Origin of the sequence: Limnohabitans sp. (assembly GCF_030158565.1) — a bacterium.
Lineage (GTDB): Bacteria > Pseudomonadota > Gammaproteobacteria > Burkholderiales > Burkholderiaceae_C > Limnohabitans_A.
Genome location: NZ_JAOASQ010000036.1, coordinates 1 through 23713 on the forward strand (window position 1 = coordinate 1; position 23713 = coordinate 23713).

Below are 23713 nucleotides of genomic sequence, written 5' to 3' on the forward strand. Positions count from 1 at the left end.
TTTCGGTGATGACCACCATCCACCACAACCCCGGCGTGACCTCGCGCCAGCTGTGTGCCGCTTTGAATTTGCTGCCCCCCAACCTGGTGGGCCTGATCCAGTCACTGGAGTCGCGCGGCCTGATCGAACGCAAACCCCACCCACACGATGGCCGTGCCGTCGGCCTGCACGCCACCGCCAAAGGCCAGGCCCTGATGGTGCAGGCAGAGCAAACCGCGTCAGATCTGGAAGTCGAAAAAACCACACGACTGACGCCTGCGCAACGCAAAACACTGCTCACCTTGCTGCAAAAAATTTACCTTTGAGTGGCGGGTCGTCAAACATGGATACCCGCGTTCGCGGGTATGACATCCATCGACAACAGCCCCAAAGTGGAATCGTCGGCCCCTCTCGGAATAGTTAATCCCGCTTGGAGTCGTCAACCCCTACTGAAATGGTCACCCCCGACTTGATCGGGGGTCCATGTGGCATCGTCGCCACGACTTGGAATTGTCACCCCCGACTTGATCGGGGGTCCACGTGGCATCGCCGCCACGACTTGAAATGGTCACCCCCGACTTGATCGGGGGTCCATGCATTCAAGCCAGGTATCAACGGCTTGTTGCCCGTTCGGCCAAATAGATGTCAATGCGGCGGTTTCGCGCACGACCGGCTTCGCTGCTGTTGTCGGCAATCGGCTCACGAGAGCCACGACCATCGATGGCCATACGGTTGGCGCTCACCCCACGCGACACCAAATAATCACGCGCACTTTGCGCACGGTTGACCGAAAGCGGGTTGTTGATGGCATCCCCACCGGTGTTGTCGGTGTGGCCCACGATGCGCACTTCCATGGAAGGCTGCTGGTTCAGGCCTTGCGCGAACTGGTCCAGGATCGGCATCAGGCGCGGCTGAATGTCATGGCGCCCAGTGGCAAACGAGATGTCGTTTGGAATGCTCAGCTTGAGCTGGTTGTCGGCTGTTTGCGTGACCACAGTGCCCGTGCCCGCCGTGGCCGCTTCCATGGCGCGCTTTTTGTCTTCCATGTTCTTGGACCAGATGTAGCCGCCCAAAGCGCCCAAGCCGGCACCGATGGCCGAAGACTTTGCATCACGGCCCAGCACCTGACCAGCCACAGCGCCAATCAAAGCACCCGTACCTGCGCCTTTTTGCTCAGGGGTTGCGGTGGCGCAACCGGACAACAAGATGGCCAAGCCGCACACCAAGGCGCCTGTGGCTTTCAGGGGAGTTGAAAGTGTCATGTGGAAAATCCTTTGTTTGTAGACGCTCTTAATTTACCGCGATCAAGCCTGCCGAACCGTGATGCAAAGCACAAGCTTGCAACAAATTGCTTCCTTTTGCGGGACACGACCGCTCTTGCGTGACAGCATGCCGCTCAGGCTTCTGGCATGCTCTTTTCCTATTTCAGCCATCTCTGAACCGACCATGAACCACCCCGCTTTGCCCACCGACTCTTCACAAGCCTGCCTCATCGGGCGCATGTGGCAAGCTGACCTGGGTGCCACCCTCGTCAGCATCCATGATGGCCAAGTGTTCGATTTGTCTGGCTTGGCCCCGACCAGCAGCCAACTGCTCGAATTGCCGCAAGCCGCCACGCAAGTGCGGCAGTTCATCGCCGCTGGCAAAGCACCCGTGCTGGCCCAAACCGGCGATGTGTTGACCAACTCGCAAGCGCCGCAGCTGGATGCGACTTCACCCTGGTTCATGGCCCCTTGCGACCTGCAGGCCATCAAGGCCTCGGGCGTGACTTTTGTGGCCAGCATGCTGGAACGCGTGATCGAAGAGCAAGCACGCGGCGACGCCAGCAAGGCCGAAGCCGTGCGTGAGGCCGTGGTGGCCGTGATTGGCGACAACCTGCGCAGCGTCAAACCCGGCTCGCCCGAATCGGCCAAGCTCAAAGAGGTCTTGCTGGCCCAGGGCATGTGGTCGCAATACCTGGAGGTGGGCATTGGTCCGGACGCCGAAATCTTCACCAAATCGCAGCCCATGAGCGCCATCGGCACAGGGGCACTGGCGGGCATCCACCCCGGTAGCCAATGGAACAACCCCGAGCCCGAAATCGTGTTGGCCGTCAACTCGCGTGGCGAAGTGGTCGGTGCCAGCTTGGGCAACGACGTGAATCTGCGCGACTTTGAAGGCCGCAGCGCCCTGCTGCTGGGCAAGGCCAAGGACAACAACGCCAGCTGCGCGATTGGCCCCTTCATCCGTTTGTTCGACGCACACTTTGGCATCGACGATGTGCGCCAGTGCGACCTGAGCCTGAAAGTGCAAGGCCCAGAGGGCTTTGTGATGCAAGGCAGCAGCTCGCTCAGCCAGATCAGCCGAGACCCACTCGACTTGGTGGGCCAGGCCATGGGCCCTTGCCACCAGTACCCGGACGGCATGATGCTGTTTTTGGGCACCATGTTTGCGCCCACGCAAGACCGGCATGGCCCAGGCCAGGGCTTTACCCATGTGGTGGGCGATGTGGTGAGCGTGTCCACCCCCAAGCTGGGCACTTTGACCAACACCATCACCACCTCGGACCAGGCCTCTCCCTGGGTCTATGGCATCAGCGCCTTGATGCGCGATCTGGCCCGCAGGGGCCTGCTGGCATAATTTTGGGTTTACGCACGCAGCGAGGCCACCGTTTCAGGCCTCGCGCATTCACAGAAAGCTCACCATGAACACCACCCCATCCGGCCTGCAATACGAAGACACCGTCGTGGGCGAAGGCGCAGAAGCGACCAAAGGCCAGGACGTCACCGTGCATTACACCGGCTGGCTCTACAAGGACGGCCAGCAAGGCGCCAAGTTCGATTCGAGCCGCGACCGCCGTGACCCCTTCGTGTTCCCTCTGGGCGCAGGCATGGTCATCAAGGGTTGGGACGAAGGCGTGGCCGGCATGAAAGTGGGCGGTCAGCGCACGCTGATCATTCCTTCGGAACTGGGCTATGGCGCCCGTGGCGCTGGCGGCGTGATCCCACCGAACGCCACCTTGAAATTTGATGTGGAACTGTTGGCGCTGAACTGAGCGCGCGCCGATGGCGGCGCCCCCTCTTGAAAACCCCACCCTGAACCCCTATTTGAAAGGGGTTCATTCATTTTTGCGGACATTTTTCATGTCAGAAGCCACTCATAACCCCGAAAACACACCTTTGAGCGACGAGGAACTGGCCGCTGCAGCAGCCATGCAGCCGACCGATCCATTGGCCGATGCCCAAGCCGAACTGGCCAACCTGAAGGCCCAAAACGCCGATCTGGCCGACCAGTACCTGCGCGCCCAGGCCGATGTGCAAAACGCCCGCCGCCGTGCCGACGACGAGATCGCCAAGGCTCGCAAGTTCGCTGTTGAAGGCTTTGCCGACAGCTTGCTGCCCGTGCTGGACAGCCTGGAAGCCGGTCTGGCCATCCCCAACGCCACGCTGGAACAGATCCGCGAAGGCTCGGAAGCCACCCTGCGCCAACTCAAAAGCGCGCTGGAGCGCAACAAAGTGGTCGAGATCGCCCCGGCTGCGGGCACCAAGTTCGACCCGCACCACCACCAGGCCATCAGCGTGGTGCCTGCCGAGCAGGACGCCAACACCGTGGTCACGGTGCTGCAAAAGGGCTATCTGATCGCCGAGCGCGTGTTGCGCCCGGCCCTGGTGACGGTCACCGCCCCCAAATAAGGCCAATTCCTGTAGGAGCCCACCCCGTGGGCGATGATTTTCAGGGCGTGTGCCACGCCCATCGCCCAAGGGGTGGGCTCCTGCAAAAACAACGCAAAACCTTTTTTGGCGTGGGGGGACTTGAAAAGTTTCCACCCCGCCCCACTTGCAGACCATCTGCACTTTCACTGAATTTTGGAGAATCAACATGGGAAGAATCATCGGTATTGACTTGGGCACCACCAACTCGTGCGTGGCCATCATGGAAGGCAACACGACCAAAGTGATCGAGAACGCCGAAGGCGCTCGCACCACCCCGTCGATCATTGCTTATCAGGAAGACGGCGAGATCCTGGTCGGCGCCTCGGCCAAGCGCCAAGCGGTCACCAACCCCCGCAACACCCTGTACGCGGTCAAGCGCCTGATCGGCCGCAAGTTCGCCGAAAAAGAAGTCCAAAAAGACATCGACCTGATGCCTTACACCATCGCCAAAGCCGACAACGGCGACGCTTGGGTGGAAGTGCGCGGCAACAAATTGGCCCCACCTCAAATCAGCGCTGAAATTCTGCGCAAGATGAAGAAAACCGCCGAAGACTACCTCGGCGAAGAAGTGACCGAAGCCGTCATCACGGTGCCCGCTTACTTCAACGATGCACAACGTCAAGCCACCAAAGATGCAGGCCGCATCGCTGGTTTGGACGTCAAGCGCATCATCAACGAACCGACCGCGGCTGCCTTGGCTTTCGGCCTGGACAAAACCGAAAAAGGCGATCGCAAGATCGCCGTGTATGACTTGGGTGGCGGCACGTTTGACGTGTCCATCATCGAAATCGCCGACGTGGACGGCGAAAAGCAGTTCGAAGTGTTGTCCACCAACGGTGACACCTTCCTGGGCGGCGAAGACTTCGACCAGCGCATCATCGACTTCATCATTGCCGAGTTCAAGAAAGAATCCGGCGTCGACCTGACCAAGGACGTGCTGGCCCTGCAGCGCCTGAAAGAAGCCGCTGAAAAGGCCAAGATCGAGCTGTCCAGCTCGGCCTCGACCGACGTCAACCTGCCCTACATCACGGCTGACGCCACAGGCCCCAAACACCTGAACGTCAAGCTGACCCGCGCCAAGCTGGAACAGTTGGTGGAAGAGCTGATCGAGCGCACCATCGCCCCTTGCCGCATGGCCATCAAGGACGCGGGCGTGTCGGTCTCCGACATCCACGATGTGATTTTGGTGGGCGGCATGAGCCGCATGCCCAAGGTGCAAGAGAAAGTCAAAGAATTCTTTGGCCAGGAACCCCGCAAAGATGTGAACCCTGACGAAGCCGTGGCCGTCGGCGCCGCCATCCAGGGCCAGGTGCTCTCGGGCGACCGCAAAGACGTGCTGCTGCTGGACGTGACCCCTTTGTCTTTGGGCATCGAGACCATGGGCGGTGTCATGACCAAGATGATCACCAAGAACACGACCATCCCGACCAAGTTTGCACAGACTTTCTCGACGGCTGAAGACAACCAGCCGGCCGTGACCATCAAGGTGTTCCAGGGCGAGCGCGAGATCGCTTCGGGCAACAAGCTGTTGGGTGAATTCAACCTCGAAGGCATTCCACCCGCATCGCGTGGCACGCCCCAGATCGAAGTGTCTTTTGACATCGATGCCAACGGCATCTTGCACGTGGGCGCCAAAGACAAAGGCACTGGCAAAGAAAACAAGATCACCATCAAGGCCAACTCGGGCTTGTCGGAAGAAGAAATCCAGCAAATGGTGAAAGATGCCGAGCTGAACGCTGCCGAAGACAAGAAAAAGCTCGAACTGGTGCAAGCGCGCAACGCAGGCGAAGCCGCTGTCCACAGCGTCAAGAAGAGCCTGAGCGAGCATGGCGACAAGATCGAAGCGGCTGAAAAAGAAGCCATCGAAGCCGCTGCCAAGGACTTGGAAGAAGTGTTGAAGGGCGAAGACAAAGACGCCATCGAAGCCAAGACCGAAGCCCTGATGACGGCCAGCCAGAAGCTGGGCGAGAAGGTCTATGCCGAGATGCAAGCGCAGCAAGCCGCTGCGGGTGCAGGCGCCGAGCAAGCCAAACCACAAGACGACAACGTCGTGGACGCTGAAGTCAAGGAAGTCAAAAAGGGCTGATACCCCAAGCTCTGCGGCCCTGGGGTCGCAGTCCCGCCGCGCAAGCTGATTCAGGTGACTGAATCGCCTTCGCGGCGTTCTTGTTCTAACGGTTTGATTGAGCCATGGCCAAACGAGATTTTTACGAAGTGCTGGGCGTTCCCAAAAACGCCTCGGACGAAGACATCAAGAAGTCCTATCGCAAGCTGGCGATGAAGTTCCACCCTGACCGCAATCAGGGCGACGCCGCCAAGGACGCCGAAGCCAAGTTCAAAGAGGTCAAAGAGGCCTACGAGATGCTGTCGGACCCCCAAAAACGTGCGGCCTACGACCAGCACGGCCACGCCGGCGTGGACCCCAATATGCGCGGCGGCGCAGAAGGCTTTGGCGGTTTCGGCGATGCGTTCGGTGACATCTTTGGCGACATCTTTGGCGGCCAGGGCCGCGGTGGTCGTGGCGGTGGCCGTCAGGTCTTCCGCGGGGCCGACCTGAGCTACGCGATGGAGATCACGCTCGAAGAAGCGGCCAACGGCAAGGACTCGCAACTGCGCATCCCCGGCTGGGACGAGTGCGACACCTGCCACGGCAGCGGCGCCAAACCTGGCACCAGCGCCAAGACCTGTTCCACCTGCCACGGGCAAGGTCAGGTGCAGATGCGCCAAGGCTTTTTCAGCGTGCAGCAAACCTGCCCGCACTGCCGAGGCACCGGCAAGATCATCCCTGATCCTTGCGGCACCTGTCACGGTCAAGGCAAGGTCAAGAAACAAAAAACGCTGGAAGTCAAAATCCCGGCCGGCATCGACGACGGCATGCGCATCCGCAGCGCAGGCAACGGCGAGCCCGGCACCAATGGCGGGCCGCCTGGCGACCTGTTCATCGAGATCCGCCTCAAAAAGCACGCGATCTTTGAGCGCGATGGCGACGACCTGCATTGCGCCGTGCCGATCAGCTTCAGCAAAGCCGCTTTGGGCGGCGAGATCGAAGTGCCGACACTGGGCGGCAAAGCGGCCATCGACATCCCCGAAGGCACACAAACCGGCAAGCAGTTCCGCATCCGCGGCAAGGGCATCAAGGGCGTGCGCGGCAGCTATCCCGGCGATCTGTATTGCCACATCACCGTCGAGACCCCGGTCAAACTCACCGAGCACCAGAAAAAGCTGCTCAAGGAGTTCGAGGACTCGATCCAGAAAGGCGGCGGCAAACACCAGCCCTCCGGTGAAGGCTGGACCGACAAGCTCAAGGGCTTTTTCGGCGGGTGAACTGCGCATTGAAACTGCAAGGGATGGACCCCGGATCAAGTCCGGGGTGACAAACCAAGTCGGCATACAAACAAGCTGTCCATTCCATTTGTCATCCCGGCCTCCGAGCCGGGATCCATGAGCCCATTACTTCGAACGTCGCATCAGTTTGTCATCCCGGCCTCCGAGCCGGGATCCATGAGTCCAACACTTCGAGCGTCGCATCAACAAGGGCTGTTTGACTCAAGTCAAACAGCCTTTTTGTTTTAGAGGCAATATGCAAAGCATGAGCGCCACCATCACCTTCCTCGGCGGAGCCGACACCGTCACCGGCTCCAAGTACCTGATCGAGCACAACGGACAGCGTCTGCTGGTCGATTGCGGCCTGTTTCAGGGCTACAAACAACTGCGCCTGCGCAACTGGAATCCGTTGCCTGTGGTACCCAGTCAGATCAACGCAGTGGTGCTGACCCACGCGCATCTGGACCACAGCGGTTACTTGCCCTTGCTGGTCAAAGAAGGCTTTCGCGGTCGCGTGCATGCCACTTCGGGCACCTGCGATCTGGCGGCCATCTTGCTGCCGGACAGTGGACACATTCAGGAAGAAGACGCCTTCTTTGCCAATCGGCATGGCTTTTCCAAGCACGCCCCCGCACTGCCGCTGTACACCAAGCAAGAGGCGATCACCAGTCTCAAGCAATTGCATGCCGAGCGGCAAGGCCAATGGTTTGAACCGATCCGAGGCTGGAAAGCACGCTTTCAACCCGCCGGTCACATTTTGGGTGCGGCCAGTTTGCTGCTCGATGTGGCCGGCCGGCGCATCCTGTTCTCGGGTGACTTGGGGCGCCCCGATGATCCGCTGATGAACCCGCCCGAGCCGCCACCGCAAGCGGACACGGTGCTGATCGAGTCCACCTATGGCGACCGCCAGCACCCCAAGGAAAAACTGTTTGCCGAACTCGGCCCCTTGCTGCACAAGCTGGCCGCACGCGGTGGTGTGGCGGTGGTACCGGTGTTTGCCGTGGGGCGTGCGCAGGCGGTATTGCACACCATTGCACAGCTCAAGGCTGCAGGTGAGATTCCGCATGGTTTGCCGATTTTTCTGGACAGCCCCATGGCCATCCACACCACGGCGCTGTTTGATCGGCACATGGGCGAACACCGACTCAGTGCGCAAGAAGTACATGCCATGGACCGCGTGGCCACCATGCTGGAGACACCCGAGCAATCCAAATCGTTGGCCAAGCGGCATGGCCCCATGGTCATCCTGGCGGCCAGCGGCATGGCCACCGGTGGGCGCGTGCTGCACCACTTGGCGCAATACGCGGGCGATCACCGCAACATGATCATCTTGACGGGCTACCAGGCCCCCGGCACACGGGGCGCCGCGCTGGCCAGCGGCCAAAGCACCATCCGCATCCATGCGCAGGATGTGGCGGTGCGGGCCGAGGTGGTGCAGATCGAATCGGCTTCGGCCCATGCCGATGCCAACCAGTTGCTCAGCTGGCTGCACAAAATGCCCAGCGCCCCCGGGCAGGTCTATGTGGTACACGGCGAGCGCGAAGCGTCCGACATGCTGCGCCAACGCATCGAGCACGAGATCAAGTGGCGTGCCATGGTGCCCGAACAGGGCTCGGTCTGGCCGCTTTGAAAAGAATGCATTGGACTTACCCCTTGCAGTTCGGCGGCTTCAGCCCCGACATGCCGCCTTCGTCCACCCCCCTGTCGGACCTGAAGGTGCCGACGAGCTGCTAACAAATGGTCATGCCGGACTTGATCCGGTATCCATGAAGCTGCAGAGGGACCCCGGGTCTTCGCCCGGGGTGACATGGGGGCTCAAACGCATGTCGGGGCTGAAGCCCTCGACCTACAGGAAGCGGTCGAGCAGTTTGCGCGAGTGTTTGTCCATGGCCGCCAGGTCGCGGATCATGTACTGCACGCCATCGGCGTCGTTGATCAAGAGCACGGTGCCGGTCAGGCGACGGATGTCTTCCTCGCCTTTCAGCAAGAATTGCGTGGTGCCGCGGTTGGTCACCACCGTCCAGGTGCTGGGCGTGGCGAAGCTGCTGACGCCTTCGAGCTTTTCGATCACGGGCAGGAACTCGCGCTCCGTCAGTGCTTGCATGACTTGGCTGCGCACATCTGGTGCCAATTGGGCCAGCTGGTCGATCCAGAGCAGTTCGTGGCCTTCGGCGTCCATGAGGGCCACACCGCCCTCAGGGTCTGTGATGGGGTAGGCGCGAATGGCCGTCACGGGCGAATGGCGCGTGCCGTCGGCCAACACCAAGGCCCAGAGGCCAAAGGCATCGCGTTGCAATTCAAATGCGTTCATGCGCTCACCTTTTGTTCTTCTGTGCTGCCGCCCAAAACCGCTTCGGCTTCGGCCTGTCGCTGCTGCGCTTCATAAAGGCGCCAGTACGCGCCCTGCGCTTCGATCAGTTGGTCGTGCGAGCCCTCTTCCACGACCACGCCTTTGTCCATGACCACCAGTCGGTCGGCCTTGCGCAAGGTCGACAAACGGTGCGCAATCGCAATCGTGGTGCGGCCGCGCACCAAGTTGTCCAGGGCACGCTGAATTTCCTTTTCGGTCTCGGTGTCCACCGCCGAAGTGGCTTCGTCCAAAATCAAAATGCGTGGGTTGATCAACAAAGCACGCGCAATGGAGATGCGCTGGCGCTCACCGCCTGACAAGCCCTGACCACGCTCACCCACCAGCGAGTCATAACCCTGCGGCATGCGCAAGATGAATTCGTGGGCATGGGCTGCTCGGGCAGCGGCCACGATGTCTTCACGTGTGGCACCCGGTTTGCCATAGGCAATGTTGTCGGCAATCGTGCCGAAGAACAGGAAGGGCTCTTGCAAGACCAAGCCGATCTGGCTGCGGTAGTCGGCGATTTTGAGTTGACGGATGTCGGTGCCATCCAGCTCAATCGCCCCTTCGGTCAGGTCGTAAAAGCGGCAGATCAGGTTGACCAGCGTGCTCTTGCCCGAGCCGCTGTGGCCCACCAGACCAATCATCTGACCGGGCTGGATGTCGAGGTTGAGCTGGCGGATGACGGCGCGGTTGCCATAGCGGAAACCGGCGTCGCGCACCGTGATGCGGCCTTGCACGGGCGGCAATGGCAAAGGGTTCACCGGTTCGGGCACGCTGGAGACGTGGTCCAGGATGTCAAAAATGCGCTTGGCGCCCGAGGCGGCTTTTTGGGTGTGCGAGACGATGCGGCTCATCGTGTCCAGACGTCCGTAAAACCGGCCGATGTAGGCCAGGAAAGCCGTCAGCACACCGACCGTGATCTTGTCGTCCGAGACCAGCCAGATGCCAAAGCCCCAGACCACCAGCAAGCCCACTTCGGTCATCAGCGTGACCGTGGGCGAGAACAAGGCCCAGACACGGTTGAGGCGGTCGTTGACCATCAGGTTGTGGCGGTTGGCGTCCTTGAAGCGGGTGGCTTCGCGGTCTTCCTGGGCAAAGGCCTTGACCACGCGGATGCCGGGGATGGTGTCGGCCAGCACGTTGGTCACTTCAGCCCAGACGCGGTCGATCTTTTCGAAGCCGGTGCGCAAGCGCTCGCGCACCACATGGATCAGCCAGCCAATGAATGGCAGCGGCAACAAGGTCACCATCGCCAAGGTGGGGTTGATGGTGAACAAAATGACCGCCGTCATCACAATCATCAGCACGTCGGTGGCAAAGTCCAGCAGGTGCAGTGACAGGAAGACGTTGATGCGGTCGGTCTCGTTGCCAATGCGGGCGATCAGGTCACCGGTGCGGCGATCGCCGAAATATTCCAAGGACAACTTGAGCAGATGCTCATAAGTGGTGGTGCGCAGGTCCGCGCCGATGCGCTCGGACACCAGCGCCAATATGTAGGTCTTGGCCCAGCCCAAGACCCAGGCGAGCAAAGCGGCGCCGAGCAGGCCCAACAGGTACATGGAGACCAAAGAAGGATCGATCGGCGCACCGTTTTGGTAAGGGATCAGGATGTCGTCCATCAAGGGCATGGTCAGGTACGGCGGCACCAGGGTGGCCGCGGTCGATGCCAGCGTGAGGACAAAACCGCCCAGCAGGGACCGCTTGTAGGGCTTGGCAAAACGCCAGAGCTTGAGCAGGGTCCAGGTGGATGGGGGTGCCAGGTCTTCGCGGCCGCAGCTGGGGCATTCGTCATCGTCCTCGCGCATGACCGCCTGGCACACCGGGCAGACCGAGACCGCCAGGGTTTTTTGCAATGGCTGGCCATCACCGGACAACTGAGCCACCTGGTTTTCAAACTGGCTAATCCAACGGGCCACAGCCGATTGCAGGCCCAAAGTGAAGCGCCAGACACCCAGCCGACCGCCAGGATGGGCCAGCTCCAAGGTCCCCACACTCGCATGGTCACTCAGTTTCAGGCTCAAATCGGGCTGCAAGGGCCAACTTTGCCAACTTTTTTCTGCATGACCGGGCGATAAAACCCGCCGATCGGTCAAAATAATGACATTTTTAGCAAAGAGCAGTTCCCCATCGAGGTCAACCTCCAGCCAGGCTGAAACGTTTTCTTCTGATTGAAGATGCGAAGAAACCTCGGCCTGCCACGCATCCGGAACCACCGAACGCGGCAAGACTGAAGAAGTTGTTGGAGTCATGAAGGTGAACCGCTAAGAGCCCGACACGCCCAATGGGCGAGCCGCAAAAAACAACCATTGATTTGGCCAAAGACTGCAACAAAATTGCCCATGAATTTTTTGAATCCTGAGCTTCTTGTCAACACTTTGGCCGCTGCCTTGATCGGCCTATCATTGTATCGCTGCCCCCCCCATCCATGAGCGCCAAAAACATCCAATTCCTGCGCATGACCTATTTGCGCGGGCCCAACATCTGGACTTACCGCTCGGTCATCGAAGCACTGATCGATATCGGTGAACTGGAAGACTTCCCTTCAAATTTACTGCCCGGGTTCAACGACCGTCTCAAGGCTTGGTTGCCCCAGATGATCGAACATTACTGCACACCGGGTGTTTATGGCGGTTTCTTTCAGCGCCTGGACAACGGGACATGGGCGGGTCACATTCTTGAACACGTCAGCTTGGAGCTGCAAACCCGCGCCGGCATGTCCATGAGCTTTGGCAAGGCCCGCGAAGCGGGGCCTCGTGGTGTTTACAAAGTGGTCATCCGCACCGACCACGAGACCGTGGGCCGCACCTCATTGGAAATGGCCCGCGAGTTGATTCTGGCCGCCATCCATGACACCCCTTATGACGTGCCTGGCGCCATTGCCAAACTGACCGACCTGGTCGACAGCCTGTATGTGGGACCCAGCACCGCCAGCATCGTGGAGGCTGCTTACGAACGCCGTGTGCCCTACATCCGCCTGAACGCCGGGAATTTGGTTCAGCTTGGGCATGGCGTGAACCAGCGCCGCATCTGGACCGCAGAGACCGACCGCACCAGCGCCATTGCCGAAGGCATTTCCAAAGACAAGGACCTGACCAAGAACCTGCTGGCCATGTGCGGCGTGCCCGTGCCAGAAGGCCAAGTGGTGGACAGCCCCGCTGCGGCATGGGCTGCAGCACAAGACATCGGTCTGCCCGTGTGCGTCAAACCCAGCGACGGCAACCGCGCACGCGGTGTGTCGCTGGACCTGAGCAGCCAAGCCAACGTCGAAGCCGCTTATGCCATCGCCTTGGAGCAAGGCAGCGAAGTCATCGTTGAGCGCTTCATCCGTGGCTCCGAACACCGCCTGCTGGTGGTGGGTGACCGCATGGTGGCGGCCAGCCAAGGCGAAACCGCCAGCGTGATCGGCAACGGCCAGAACACCGTGCGTGAATTGGTGGACCTGCAAATCAATGCCGATCCACGCCGCGGCAGCGATGGCAGCTTGCCCTTGGAGCTGGTCAAGCTGCGCGAGAACAGCCCCGAAGTGCTTGAACTGGCTCGCCAAGGCCTGACGCCCGACAGCGTGCCGAAAGACGGTCAGACCGTTCTGGTCAAGCGCACCGGCAACATGACCACCGACGTGACCGATGTGGTGCACCCCGATGTGGCTGCACAAGCCGTGCTGGCCGCCCGCATGGTGGGCCTGGACATTGCTGGCGTGGATGTGGTCACCCCGGACATCCGCCAGCCCTTGGGCGACCAGGGCGTGGTGGTCGAAGTCAATGCAGGCCCCAGCTTGCTGATGCACCTGAACCCAGCTGTGGGAGAACCGCGCCCAGTAGGCCAAGCCATTGCCGAACACCTGATTCCTGCCAAGGAAAACGGCCGCATCCCGCTGGTTGGCCTGATGGGCGATGGCGACACCACACGACCAGCAAAACTGATCTCCTGGCTTTTGCACTTGCAAGGTCTCTACACGGGCCTGGCCTGTGCCGACGGTCTGTACATGAACCAACGCTGCCTGCAAAAGCACAACGCCATGGACTTTGACCAAGCAGAACGTTTGCTGGTCAACCGCTCGGTACAAGCCGCGGTGTTTGAAAGCGATGCGCGCCGTCTGTTGACCCAAGGTCTGCCCTACGACCGCTGCCAAGTTGGCATCGTCACCAGCATGCCCAAGGCTGCGCCCCTGGAAGACCTGTACCCCGGCCCCGACGACAAAATGCCCAGTTACATCCGCACCCAGATCGACCTGGTGTTGAGCAACGGTTATGCCGTGCTCAATGCGGCCGACGAAGCGGTGGCCGACCTGGCGCAGTACAGCGACGGCGGCGTGATCCTGTATGCCCAAGACGAATCCGAAGCAAGGCTGAGTGCGCACCGCGCCGAAGGTGGTCGCGTGGGCTTTTGGCGTGACGGTCAATTGATCCTGGCCGAAGGCAGCAAAGAGCAAGCCGTGCTGTCCATTCAGCGCCCGGCCGTGGCCCGCCTGCTCAAAACCGACACGCTCAGCCAAAGTGACATGCTGATTGCCGCTTGCGCCGCATGGGCCATGGACATGGGTGCCGACTTGATCCGTGCCGGCGTCAAGAGCTACGGCCAATCCTCTGCCGCCTGAAGCGGCCCCAGAAGAACAACAGGAACCCATACCCATGGAAGTGTCCCGAATTCGCGCCCTGCGCGGCCCCAACTTGTGGAGCCGCCACACGGCCATTGAAGCCATCATCACCTGCACAACCGACGAGCAAGGGCTAAGTCCTCAACACCCGGTTGAGCAGCAATTGCGCCGCATTTTTCCAGAGGTGGGGCCTTTTCACAGCCTGCGCCCGGGCCAGACCATCACCATTGCCCATGCACTTGAAAAAGTGACTCTCGGTCTGCAAACGCAGGCCGGCTGCCCAGTCTCGTTCAGTCGGACCACGCCCACGCAAGAGCCGGGCGTGTACCAAGTGGTCATCGAATACTCCGAAGAGTCTGTTGGTCGACAGGCTCTGGAATTGGCAGAACAATTGTGCAAAGCGGCCATCGCAGGCATGGGTTTTGATCTGGAAGCGGCCATCGCCCAGCTTCATGAACTCGACGAAGATGTGCGCCTGGGCCCATCGACTGGCGCCATCGTGGATGCTGCCGTCGCCCGTGGCGTGCCCATTCGACGCCTGACCGATGGCAGTCTGGTGCAGTTCGGCTGGGGGGCCAAACAGCGCCGCATCCAGGCTGCCGAAATCGACTCGACCAGCGCCATCGCCGAGTCGATCGCCCAGGACAAAGACCTGACCAAAAGCCTGCTGCACGCCGCTGGCGTGCCGGTGCCCATGGGCCGTCCCGCTCACAACATCGAAGAAGCTTGGGCCGTTGCCCAAGAAGTCGGCCTGCCCGTGGTCGTGAAACCGCAAGATGGCAACCAGGGCAAAGGCGTATCGGTCAACATCACCGACCGCACAGCCTTCGAGGCCGCATATGCCACCGCCGTGCGTTATGGCGTGGTCATGGTCGAGAAATTCCTGCCCGGCCACGACTACCGTTTGCTGGTGGTGGGCAACAAGCTGGTGGCCGCTTCGCGCCGCGAACCGCCACTGGTGGTCGGTGATGGCAAGCACACCGTGCGCCAGTTGGTGGACCAGGTCAATGCCGACCCACGGCGGGGCACAGGCCACTCCACATCGCTGACCAAAATCCGTTTTGACGACATCGCGATTGGCCGCCTGCGCGAGCAAGGCATGGAGCCCGAATCGGTGCCCGTCAAGGGCAGTCGCGTCATTTTGCGCAACAACGCCAACCTGTCCACCGGTGGCACAGCCACCGATGTGACCGACGACGTGCACCCCGAAGTGGCCGCCCGCGTGATCGAGGCCGCCCAGATGGTGGGCCTGGACATCTGCGGTGTGGACGTGGTGTGTGAATCCGTCATGCGCCCTCTGGAAGAGCAAAACGGCGGCATCGTGGAAGTCAATGCCGCCCCCGGATTGCGCATGCACATCAGCCCCTCTTATGGCAAGGGCCGTGACGTGGGCAAGGCCGTGATCGACCACATGTACCCCAACGGCGACAACGGCCGCGTGCCGGTGATTGCCGTGACCGGCACCAATGGCAAGACCACCACCGTGCGTCTGACTGCTCATCTGCTCAAGGCTCAAGGCCTGCGCGTGGGCATGACCAACACCGATGGCGTGTACGTCAACGGTCGCCAGACCGATTCTGGTGACTGCAGTGGCCCACGCAGTGCACGCAATGTGTTGATGCACCCCGATGTGGATGCCGCTGTGTTCGAGACCGCCCGTGGTGGCTTGCTGCGCGAAGGCCTGGCCTTTGACCGCTGCCAGGTGGCCATCGTCACCAACATGGGTGCTGGCGACCACCTGGGTTTGAATTACATCACCACGCTCGAAGACCTGTCGGTGCTCAAGCGCGTGATCGTGCTCAACGTGGCGCAAAACGGCACAGCCGTGCTCAATGCAGCCGATCCGGCCGTGGTGTCCATGGCACACCATTGCCCCGGCGATGTGACCTTTTTTGCCCTCGATGGCAACCAGCCTGTGCTGGCGGCCCACCGGGCCCAAGGCAAGCGCGTGGTCTTCACCGATGACGGCGACATCGTGGCCCAAAAAGGCAAGCAAATTTTCCGCATCCCTTTGGCCAATGTACCGCTGACCCGCCAGGGCCAGATCGGCTTCCAAACCGAAAACGTGATGGCCGCGGTGGCCGCCGCCTGGGCCGTGAACGTGCCCTGGGACGCGATCGCCCAAGGCCTGGCGACCTTCATCAGTGACATCCAGGGCGTGCCCGGTCGCTTCAATATTTTTGACTACAAAGGCGCCACCCTCATCGCCGACTACGGCCACAACCCCGATGCCATCCAGGCACTGGTGCAGGCGGTGGACAACATGCCCGCCAAAAAACGTCTGGTGGTGATCAGCGGCGCAGGTGACCGGCGCGACCAGGACATCCGTGACCAAACACAAATTCTGGGGGCGGCTTTCGACGATGTGCTGCTTTACCAGGACGCCTGCCAACGTGGCCGCGCCGACGGTGAGGTGCTCAAGCTCCTGCGCGAAGGTCTGCAAGGCGCCAAGCGCACCAGCCACGTCGAAGACATTCAGGGTGAGTTCAATGCCATCGACAGGGCATTGGCACGACTGAAGAATGGTGACCTGTGCCTGATCCTGATCGACCAGGTGGAAGAGGCCTTGGCCTACATCACCGAAAAGGTCAAAGCCGCTGCTTGACGGCGCTCTGGCCGACGAATCAGGCAGCCAAATTGTTGATTCGCATGGCCAGCGCAACGCTGGTCATGAAGATCAATACCCACATGGCCCAGCGCTGCACATTGGGTTTGGGCTGCTCGACAAAATGGAACAACACGGCACCCGCACCAATTGACAAGCCCAAAGAGGCCAGCATCCCTAAACCGTTAGGCCAAATCTGGCCGGGCCAATGCCTGGTGACCCCGGCATTGACCAGCAGGCTCACCCCAAAGTGGATCACGAAGACGGAATACGAAATTCGGGAAAGGTACTGGACGCTGCGCTGCAAACTTGCAGGCATTTGGCGTGGTTCAAACCAAGAAACTGGGGCCCCCGCCAGCAAGGCTGCCACCAGCCAGCACGTGACCAGACGCCAGCGCGGATCGAGCGCCAAGGCCACCAGACCCAACAACAACAAAACCGCCCAAGCCTTGGCTGAGAAGGCTTGCACGCGCAGATGATGCGCGAGCCAGCCCAGACCATAAGCCCCGCAAAAGAAGACCGCGTAATTGTCCAAGCTGTCCTGACCGCTCCACCACCACAGCGATGCTGCGGCCAACACCGTCCATAGACAGCGCTGCCACCCATCAGACGACAAGCCTGAGTAGACAGCCCCCAACTTCGAGCTCACGGCCACCAACAACAAGGCCAGCGCGTACAACTGGAAGTCGATGGCCACGTACCAGACACCTGCAGACAAGGCCTCCAGCTCCAGCACGTGCTGGGCCAAGCCCACATGTGCCAGAGCCTGATGCCATGACGGCAAGGCCGACAAAGAGTCATGTTGAAAGCCCGGACGAATGATTTCAGACACCAGCACTGTGACGCTCAAAGCCGCCAACAAGGGCAGTGACAATCGCAAGTAACGTCGGCAAAGCAGCGCAGCAGCGCTGCGTACGCTCAAGTGGTCGAGCTTGGCCAGGCTCGCTGCCGTCAAAAATCCGCCGCACACCAAAAACATTTGAACCGCGAGGCGCGCACGGTCATAGAGCCATTCGATCAAACCAGGCCAGACCTGCATGAGCACATCCGACATGGGTCCATAAAAAGCCAAATGGTGCACGACGATGAGCACACAGCCAGCGGCTTTGAAAACATCAAGCAGCCAAGCCCGCCCGTTTGCAGGCAAAGGACGGGCTACTGTGGACATCGACCGCGCAGAGATCAAAGCGCCAGACGGGCGCGAGCAGCTTGGTATTCGCGCTTGAATTGGGCCACACGCTCAGCGGTGCTGACCACCGAGGTGATGGCGCCAATGCCTTGGCCACAGCCCCAGATGTCTTTCCAGGCCTTCTTGGCATCGCCGCCAAAATTCATCTTGCTGGGGTCGGATTCGGGCAGATTGTCAGGGTCCAGGCCAGCGGCACGGATGGAAGGCGCCAGGTAGTTGCCATGCACGCCGGTGAACAGGTTGCTGTAGACCACATCGTCGGAGTCGCAGTCGACGACGGCCTTTTTATAGTCTTCGGCAGCACGGGCCTCATGGGTGGCGATGAAGGCCGAGCCGATGTAGGCAAAGTCTGCCCCCATGGCTTGCGCCGCCAGGATGGCGTCACCCGTGGCGATCGAGCCCGACAAGGCCACCGGGCCGTCAAACCATTGGCGGATTTCCTGAATCAGGGCAAAGGGGCTTTTCACGCCCGCATGGCCACCGGCACCGGCCGCCACAGCGATCAGGCCGTCAGCGCCCTTTTCGATCGCCTTGTGGGCAAACTTGTTGTTGATGATGTCGTGCAGCACCACACCGCCGTAGCTGTGCGCGGCCTGGTTGATCTCTTCACGCGCGCCCAGCGAGGTGATGATGATCGGCACCTTGTACTTCACGCACATGGCCATGTCATGGTCCAGGCGGTCATTGCTCTTGTGCACGATCTGGTTGATCGCAAAAGGCGCGGCAGGCTTGTCGGGGTTGGCTTTGTTGTAAGCGGCCAGGGTCTCGGTGATTTCGACCAGCCAGTCTTCCAGTTGCGCGGCGGGGCGTGCGTTCAAGGCGGGCATGGAGCCCACGATACCGGCCTTGCATTGCTCGATCACCAGCTTGGGATTGCTGATGATGAACAAGGGCGAAGCGATGACAGGGAATGGCAGGTTCGCCAGAACGGGGGGCAACTTGGACATGGGGTCTCCTGAAGTGATCTGTTGATTGTGCGAGACAGCCGGTCTGACTGGCTGTCTGAGTGGGGACACACAGCGCGTATGGACCGAGCACCCTGACGAAAAATGCCGGTCGAAACCGGCATTTTCTCAGAGGGTCATGGGCAGGCTCAGAACGCTTCGAGCGCCAACTCGGTCACGCTGCCAGCGCCTTCCACGATGCTGTCGCGGATGCCGGGCACCTTGGACAGGATGTGGTCGGCATAGAAACGCGCCGTGGTGACTTTGCTGGCCATGAAGGCCGCGTCTTGCGCTTGCGCCTCAGGCGTCAGGGCCACCAGCATGGCACGGCCCATCTGCCAGCCAGCCATCAGGTTGCCGGTGAGCATCAGGTAAGGCACACTGCCTGCGAACACGTCGTTGGGCTTGGCCTTGGTGTTGCCCGCCACAAAGTTCACCACATCAACAAAGGCTTCACGCGCAGCCTTCAGGCGACGGGCCATGGCCTGCGCGTCGGCACTGGACGATGCGGCCAATTGCGCTTCGGTCTGGGCCACTTGGTCGGCCAAGGCCTTGGCGGTCTGGCCACCATCGCGCGAGGTCTTGCGACCCACCAGGTCATTGGCCTGGATGGCGGTGGTGCCTTCGTAGATCGTCAAAATCTTGGCGTCGCGGTAATACTGGGCGCAGCCGGTTTCTTCGATGAAGCCCATGCCGCCGTGCACCTGCACGCCCAGGCTGGTGACTTCCAGGCTCATCTCGGTGCTGTAGCCCTTGACCAGCGGCACCATGAATTCGTAGAAGGACTGGTTTTGTTTGCGCACCTCGGCATCGGGGTGGTGGTGCGCTGCGTCATAAGCGGCAGCGGCCACAGACGCCAGCGAGCGGCAGCCTTCGGTGTAAGCGCGCATGGTCATGAGCATGCGGCGCACATCGGGGTGGTGAATGATGGGGCCGGCTGCGGGCAAGCTGCCGTCCACCGGGCGGCTTTGCACGCGGTCGCGGGCGTACTGCACAGCTTTTTGGTAGGCACGCTCGGCGATCGAGATGCCCTGCACCCCCACCGCATAGCGGGCGGCGTTCATCATGATGAACATGTATTCGAGGCCACGGTTTTCTTCGCCCACCAGATAGCCGATCGCGCCGCCGTGGTCGCCATACTGCAGCACGGCTGTGGGGCTGGCCTTGATGCCCATCTTGTGCTCGATGCTCACGCAATGCACGTCGTTGCGCTCGCCCAGAGAGCCATCGGCCTTGACCATGAATTTGGGGACCGCGAACAAGCTGATGCCCTTGACGCCTTCGGGTGCGCCCTGCACGCGGGCCAGCACCAGGTGCACGATGTTCTCGGCCATGTCGTGCTCACCGTAGGTGATGAAAATCTTGGTGCCGAACACCTTGTAGGTGCCATCAGGCAAAGGCTCTGCGCGTGTACGCACGGCAGCCAGGTCCGAACCGGCCTGGGGCTCGGTCAGGTTCATGGTGCCGGTCCATTCGCCGGAGATCAGCTTTTCCAGGTAGGTGGCTTTGAGCTCGTCCGAGCCTGCTGTCAACAAGGCCTCAATGGCGCCATCGGTCAGCATGGGGCACAGGGCAAAGCTCATGTTGGCCGAGTTGAGCATTTCGCCGCAAGCCGCGCCGATGGTCTTGGGCAAGCCCTGGCCGCCAAAGTCGGCCGGGTGCTGCAGGCTTTGCCAGCCGCCTTCGGTGAACTGTTTGTAGGCGTCCTTGAAGCCGGGCGTGGTCGTGACCTGGTTGCCGTCGTGGTGGAAAGACGGGTTCTTGTCCCCTTCCCAGTTCAGCGGCGCGATCACTTCGGCATTGAGCTTGCCGCACTCCTCCAGCACCGCTTGCGCGGTTTCCAGACCGGCGTCTTCAAAGCCGGGAATCTGCGCGATCTGGTCGATGCGGGCCAGATGCTCGATGTTGAAAAGCATGTCCTTCAAGGGGGCGATGTAGCTCATGGTTATCTCCTGTCAGTCGGGGGTCGGGTACAAAAAAGACCTCTCTTGGAGGCCTTTTTGCGGTCATCAAATGATCACAGTGCCTGGGTCAGTTCAGGCACTGCCGCAAACAGATCGGCCTCGAGGCCAAAGTCGGCCACGCTGAAGATCGGGGCCTCGGGGTCCTTGTTGATCGCCACGATCACCTTGGAGTCCTTCATGCCCGCCAGGTGCTGGATCGCACCCGAGATGCCTGCGGCGATGTACAGCTGAGGTGCAACGATCTTGCCGGTCTGGCCCACTTGCAAGTCGTTGGCGGCATAACCAGCATCCACTGCTGCGCGGCTGGCGCCAATCGCTGCACCCAGCTTGTCGGCCAGCGGCGTCATCACTTCGTTGAACTTTTCCGAACTGCCCAAAGCGCGGCCACCGGAGACGATGATCTTGGCTGCGGTGAGTTCTGGGCGGTCGTTCTTGGCGATCTCGCTGCGCGTGAAGCTGCTCTTGCCGCTGTCGGCTTGGGCGGCTGCGCTTTCAACGGCTGCTGCGCCACCGGTGGCGGCTGCGGCGTCAAAGCCGGTGGTGCGCACGGTGATCACTTTGGTGCCGTCGGTGGACTGCACCGTAGCGATGGCATTGCCTGCGTAAATCGGGCGCTCAAAGGTGTCGGCCGAGATGACTTGGGTCACATCGCTGATTTGCGCGACATCCAATTTGGCCGCCACGCGGGGGGCCACGTTTTTGCCAGCCGCAGTGGCGGGGAACAAGATGTGGCTGTAGTTGGCAGCGATCGCCAAGACTTGTGCTGCGACGTTCTCGGCCAGGCCATGGGCCAGGGCTTCGCTGTCGGCGTGGATCACTTTGGACACACCAGCGATTTGCGCTGCGGCTTGCGCGGCGGCAGCGGCGTTGTGGCCAGCCACCAGCACGTGCACGTCACCACCGCAAGCCACAGCGGCTGTCACGGTGTTCAAGGTGGCGCCTTTGATGGAGGCGTTGTCGTGTTCTGCAATAACGAGGGAAGTCATGTTCTTCAGTCCTTAGATCACTTTGGCCACGTTCTTGAGCTTGTCCACCAAGGTGGCGACATCGGGCACCTTGATGCCGGCGCTGCGCTTGGCAGGCTCCATCACCTTGAGGGTCTTGATGCGGGGTGCCACATCGACGCCCAGGTCTTCTGGCTTGAAGGTGTCGAGCTGCTTTTTCTTGGCCTTCATGATGTTGGGCAGCGTCACGTAGCGCGGCTCGTTCAGACGCAAGTCGGTGGTCACCACCGCTGGCAAGCTGATGGACAGCACTTCCAGGCCGCCGTCGATCTCGCGGGTCACTTGGGCCTTGCCGTCCACGATCTCGACCTTGGAGGCAAACGTCGCTTGGGGCAAGTCGGCCAAAGCAGCCAGCATCTGGCCCGTCTGGTTGCAATCGTCGTCAATCGCTTGCTTGCCCAAAATGATCAGGCCGGGTTGCTCTTTGGCGACCAAGGCCTTGAGCAGCTTGGCCACGGCCAGGGGCTGCAGATCCAGATCGGCTGGGGTCTCGACCAAAATGCCGCGGTCGGCACCGATGGCCATGGCGGTGCGCAGGGTTTCCTGGCACTGGCTCACGCCGCAGGACACAGCGATCACTTCGGTGGCCAGGCCTTTTTCTTTCAGGCGCACGGCTTCTTCGACGGCGATTTCGTCAAAGGGGTTCATGCTCATCTTGACGTTGGCAATGTCCACACCGGAACCGTCGGACTTGACCCGCACTTTGACGTTGTAGTCCACCACCCGCTTCACGGGAACCAGAATTTTCATGAAAGCTTCTCCATTGAAAGATCAAAACCGTTGACGATCTCAGACACGCCACCGAAAGAGTTGACGTTGACGTAAACGTCAATTGTGCATCAAAACACTTTGCAAGACGAGACATTATCGGTAAAAAAGCACGGTCGTTCGGGTTTTTTAATCCCTCGCGATGAATTTGGAAACATCCTACCCTCAGGAATTTCCCGACCAAGGAGTCGGGAAATCAGGGTAAGCATGGATTCAGTTCTGGGCAAAGAGCGATTAGATTATGTTTTGTAACCAATTTGATGGAGCATTCTGATGAAGAAAACCCTGATTTCCATGGCCGCTTTGGCCTTGACCAGCATCGTTGGCTTGGCGCAAGCACAAACCGTTTTGACGGTCTCCAGCTGGCTGCCCCCCACGCACACAGCCAGCATGGCGCAAAAAGAGTGGTGCGATCTGCTGACAGAAAACACCAAAGGCCGCATCAAGTGCAACATGCTGCCGCGAGGCGTATCGCCTGCACCGGGCACTTATGACGCCATCAAAAACGGTTTGGCCGATCTGTCCTACACCGTCCATGGCTACACACCCGGCCGTTTTGTCATGACACAGATGACCGAGTTGCCTTTCTTGGGCAACAGCGCAGAGACCATCTCCGTGGCCTTGAGCCGCGTGTCTGGCAAAAACCCTGAATTCGCGGCGGAACACCAGGGCGTCAAAGTCCTGACCTTGTTCTCCCATGGTCCTGGCATTGTGTTCAACACCAAGCGCCCCATTGCCAAGACTGACGACCTGAGTGGCCTGAAATTCCGCGTCGGCGGCGGCATGGTGAACGACATCTCCAAAACATTGGGCATGAACGTCACCTTGAAGCCCGCCCCCGACTCCTACGAGTTGTTATCCAGCGGTGTGATGGACGGCACCCTCTTTCCGGCCGAGTCCACCGAATCGTTCCGCATCGACAAAATCATCAAGCACGCCACCACCTTCCCAGGTGGCCTGTACAACACCAGCTTCGTGTTCATGATGAATCAGGCCAAGTACGACAAATTGTCGGCCGAAGACAAAAAGGCAGTGGACGCCATTTCTGGCGAAACCGCAGCGCGCATCTTTGGCCGTGGCTGGGACAAAGTGGACCGCCGTGCTTTCGCGTTGATGCAAGTCAACGGCGTGCAAGTGACCAAGGCAGACGCCAAATTTGTGGCCGACATCAAATCCAAGACCGCCCCCTTGGAGCAAGGCTGGATCAAAGCAGCTGAAGCCAAAGGCCTGAAGAACCCGGCGAAAGTGCTCAGCGAATTCCGCGCAGAGATCGCCAAACTCGAAAAGTAAACCG

General features: G+C 60.5%; 18 protein-coding genes. 10 read left to right on the forward strand and 8 right to left on the reverse strand.

The window, feature by feature from the left end:
* On the forward strand, window positions 1-305 hold a 305-nt coding region (locus tag Q1W40_RS07290), incomplete at its 5' end, for a MarR family winged helix-turn-helix transcriptional regulator (protein WP_300710487.1).
* A 285-nt stretch (window positions 306-590) separates the two neighbouring features.
* On the opposite strand, the gene Q1W40_RS07295 is transcribed toward Q1W40_RS07290, so the two are convergent.
* Window positions 591-1241 (reverse strand): OmpA family protein, encoded by a 651-nt coding sequence (locus Q1W40_RS07295; protein ID WP_300710490.1) that lies wholly within the window; start codon window positions 1239-1241, stop codon window positions 591-593.
* A gap of 184 nt (window positions 1242-1425) precedes the next feature.
* Between Q1W40_RS07295 and Q1W40_RS07300 the strand changes: the two genes are divergently transcribed.
* From Q1W40_RS07300 to Q1W40_RS07325, 6 genes are all read left to right on the forward strand, one after another.
* Window positions 1426-2598 (forward strand): fumarylacetoacetate hydrolase family protein, encoded by a 1173-nt coding sequence (locus Q1W40_RS07300; protein WP_300710492.1) that lies wholly within the window; start codon window positions 1426-1428, stop codon window positions 2596-2598.
* Between the two features lie 64 nt (window positions 2599-2662).
* Entirely contained in the window at window positions 2663-3013 is a 351-nt protein-coding gene (locus Q1W40_RS07305) for an FKBP-type peptidyl-prolyl cis-trans isomerase (RefSeq protein ID WP_108326534.1), read from the forward strand.
* 88 nt (window positions 3014-3101) lie between these two features.
* Window positions 3102-3650, forward strand: a complete 549-nt coding sequence (grpE, locus tag Q1W40_RS07310) for a nucleotide exchange factor GrpE (RefSeq protein ID WP_300710495.1) — start codon at window positions 3102-3104, stop codon at window positions 3648-3650.
* A gap of 187 nt (window positions 3651-3837) precedes the next feature.
* Window positions 3838-5757, forward strand: a complete 1920-nt coding sequence (dnaK, locus tag Q1W40_RS07315) for a molecular chaperone DnaK (protein WP_300710497.1) — start codon at window positions 3838-3840, stop codon at window positions 5755-5757.
* A 104-nt stretch (window positions 5758-5861) separates the two neighbouring features.
* The gene (gene dnaJ / locus Q1W40_RS07320) at window positions 5862-6995 is read left to right on the forward strand and encodes a molecular chaperone DnaJ (protein WP_300710499.1); all 1134 of its coding nucleotides are present in this window, start codon (window positions 5862-5864) and stop codon (window positions 6993-6995) included.
* Window positions 6996-7260: 265 nt separating this feature from the next.
* Window positions 7261-8625: an MBL fold metallo-hydrolase gene (locus tag Q1W40_RS07325; protein ID WP_300710501.1), complete on the forward strand. Its 1365-nt coding sequence runs from the start codon at window positions 7261-7263 to the stop codon at window positions 8623-8625.
* A 216-nt stretch (window positions 8626-8841) separates the two neighbouring features.
* On the opposite strand, the gene Q1W40_RS07330 is transcribed toward Q1W40_RS07325, so the two are convergent.
* Together Q1W40_RS07330 and Q1W40_RS07335 are read right to left on the reverse strand one after the other, a co-directional pair.
* Entirely contained in the window at window positions 8842-9306 is a 465-nt protein-coding gene (locus Q1W40_RS07330) for a DUF1854 domain-containing protein (protein WP_300710503.1), read from the reverse strand.
* On the reverse strand, window positions 9303-11597 hold the full coding sequence (locus Q1W40_RS07335; RefSeq protein WP_300710505.1) for an ABC transporter transmembrane domain-containing protein: 2295 nt from the start codon (window positions 11595-11597) through the stop codon (window positions 9303-9305). Before Q1W40_RS07335 ends, Q1W40_RS07330 begins: the two co-directional genes overlap by 4 nt.
* Before the next feature lie 176 nt (window positions 11598-11773).
* On the opposite strand from Q1W40_RS07335, the gene cphA (Q1W40_RS07340) reads away from it, so the two are divergent.
* Together cphA (Q1W40_RS07340) and cphA (Q1W40_RS07345) are read left to right on the forward strand one after the other, a co-directional pair.
* Window positions 11774-13945 (forward strand): cyanophycin synthetase, encoded by a 2172-nt coding sequence (cphA, locus tag Q1W40_RS07340; RefSeq protein WP_300710507.1) that lies wholly within the window; start codon window positions 11774-11776, stop codon window positions 13943-13945.
* A 34-nt stretch (window positions 13946-13979) separates the two neighbouring features.
* On the forward strand, window positions 13980-16550 hold the full coding sequence (gene cphA, locus Q1W40_RS07345; protein WP_300710509.1) for a cyanophycin synthetase: 2571 nt from the start codon (window positions 13980-13982) through the stop codon (window positions 16548-16550).
* 19 nt (window positions 16551-16569) lie between these two features.
* Here cphA (Q1W40_RS07345) and Q1W40_RS07350 read toward each other — a convergent pair whose 3' ends face one another.
* The 5 genes from Q1W40_RS07350 to Q1W40_RS07370 all read right to left on the reverse strand — a co-directional run bounded on the left by Q1W40_RS07350 (window position 16570) and on the right by Q1W40_RS07370 (window position 22401).
* Entirely contained in the window at window positions 16570-17718 is a 1149-nt protein-coding gene (locus Q1W40_RS07350; RefSeq protein ID WP_300710511.1) for an acyltransferase family protein, read from the reverse strand.
* A gap of 14 nt (window positions 17719-17732) precedes the next feature.
* Entirely contained in the window at window positions 17733-18686 is a 954-nt protein-coding gene (locus Q1W40_RS07355) for a nitronate monooxygenase family protein (protein WP_300710513.1), read from the reverse strand.
* A 146-nt stretch (window positions 18687-18832) separates the two neighbouring features.
* On the reverse strand, window positions 18833-20626 hold the full coding sequence (locus Q1W40_RS07360) for an acyl-CoA dehydrogenase (RefSeq protein WP_300710515.1): 1794 nt from the start codon (window positions 20624-20626) through the stop codon (window positions 18833-18835).
* Window positions 20627-20700: 74 nt separating this feature from the next.
* The gene (locus Q1W40_RS07365) at window positions 20701-21633 is read right to left on the reverse strand and encodes an FAD-binding protein (protein WP_300710545.1); all 933 of its coding nucleotides are present in this window, start codon (window positions 21631-21633) and stop codon (window positions 20701-20703) included.
* A 12-nt stretch (window positions 21634-21645) separates the two neighbouring features.
* The gene (locus tag Q1W40_RS07370; protein ID WP_300710547.1) at window positions 21646-22401 is read right to left on the reverse strand and encodes an electron transfer flavoprotein subunit beta/FixA family protein; all 756 of its coding nucleotides are present in this window, start codon (window positions 22399-22401) and stop codon (window positions 21646-21648) included.
* 291 nt (window positions 22402-22692) lie between these two features.
* Here Q1W40_RS07370 and Q1W40_RS07375 point away from each other — a divergent pair, with 291 nt between their 5' ends.
* The gene (locus Q1W40_RS07375) at window positions 22693-23709 is read left to right on the forward strand and encodes a TRAP transporter substrate-binding protein (protein WP_300710549.1); all 1017 of its coding nucleotides are present in this window, start codon (window positions 22693-22695) and stop codon (window positions 23707-23709) included.
* The last annotated feature ends 4 nt before the right edge of the window (window positions 23710-23713 follow it).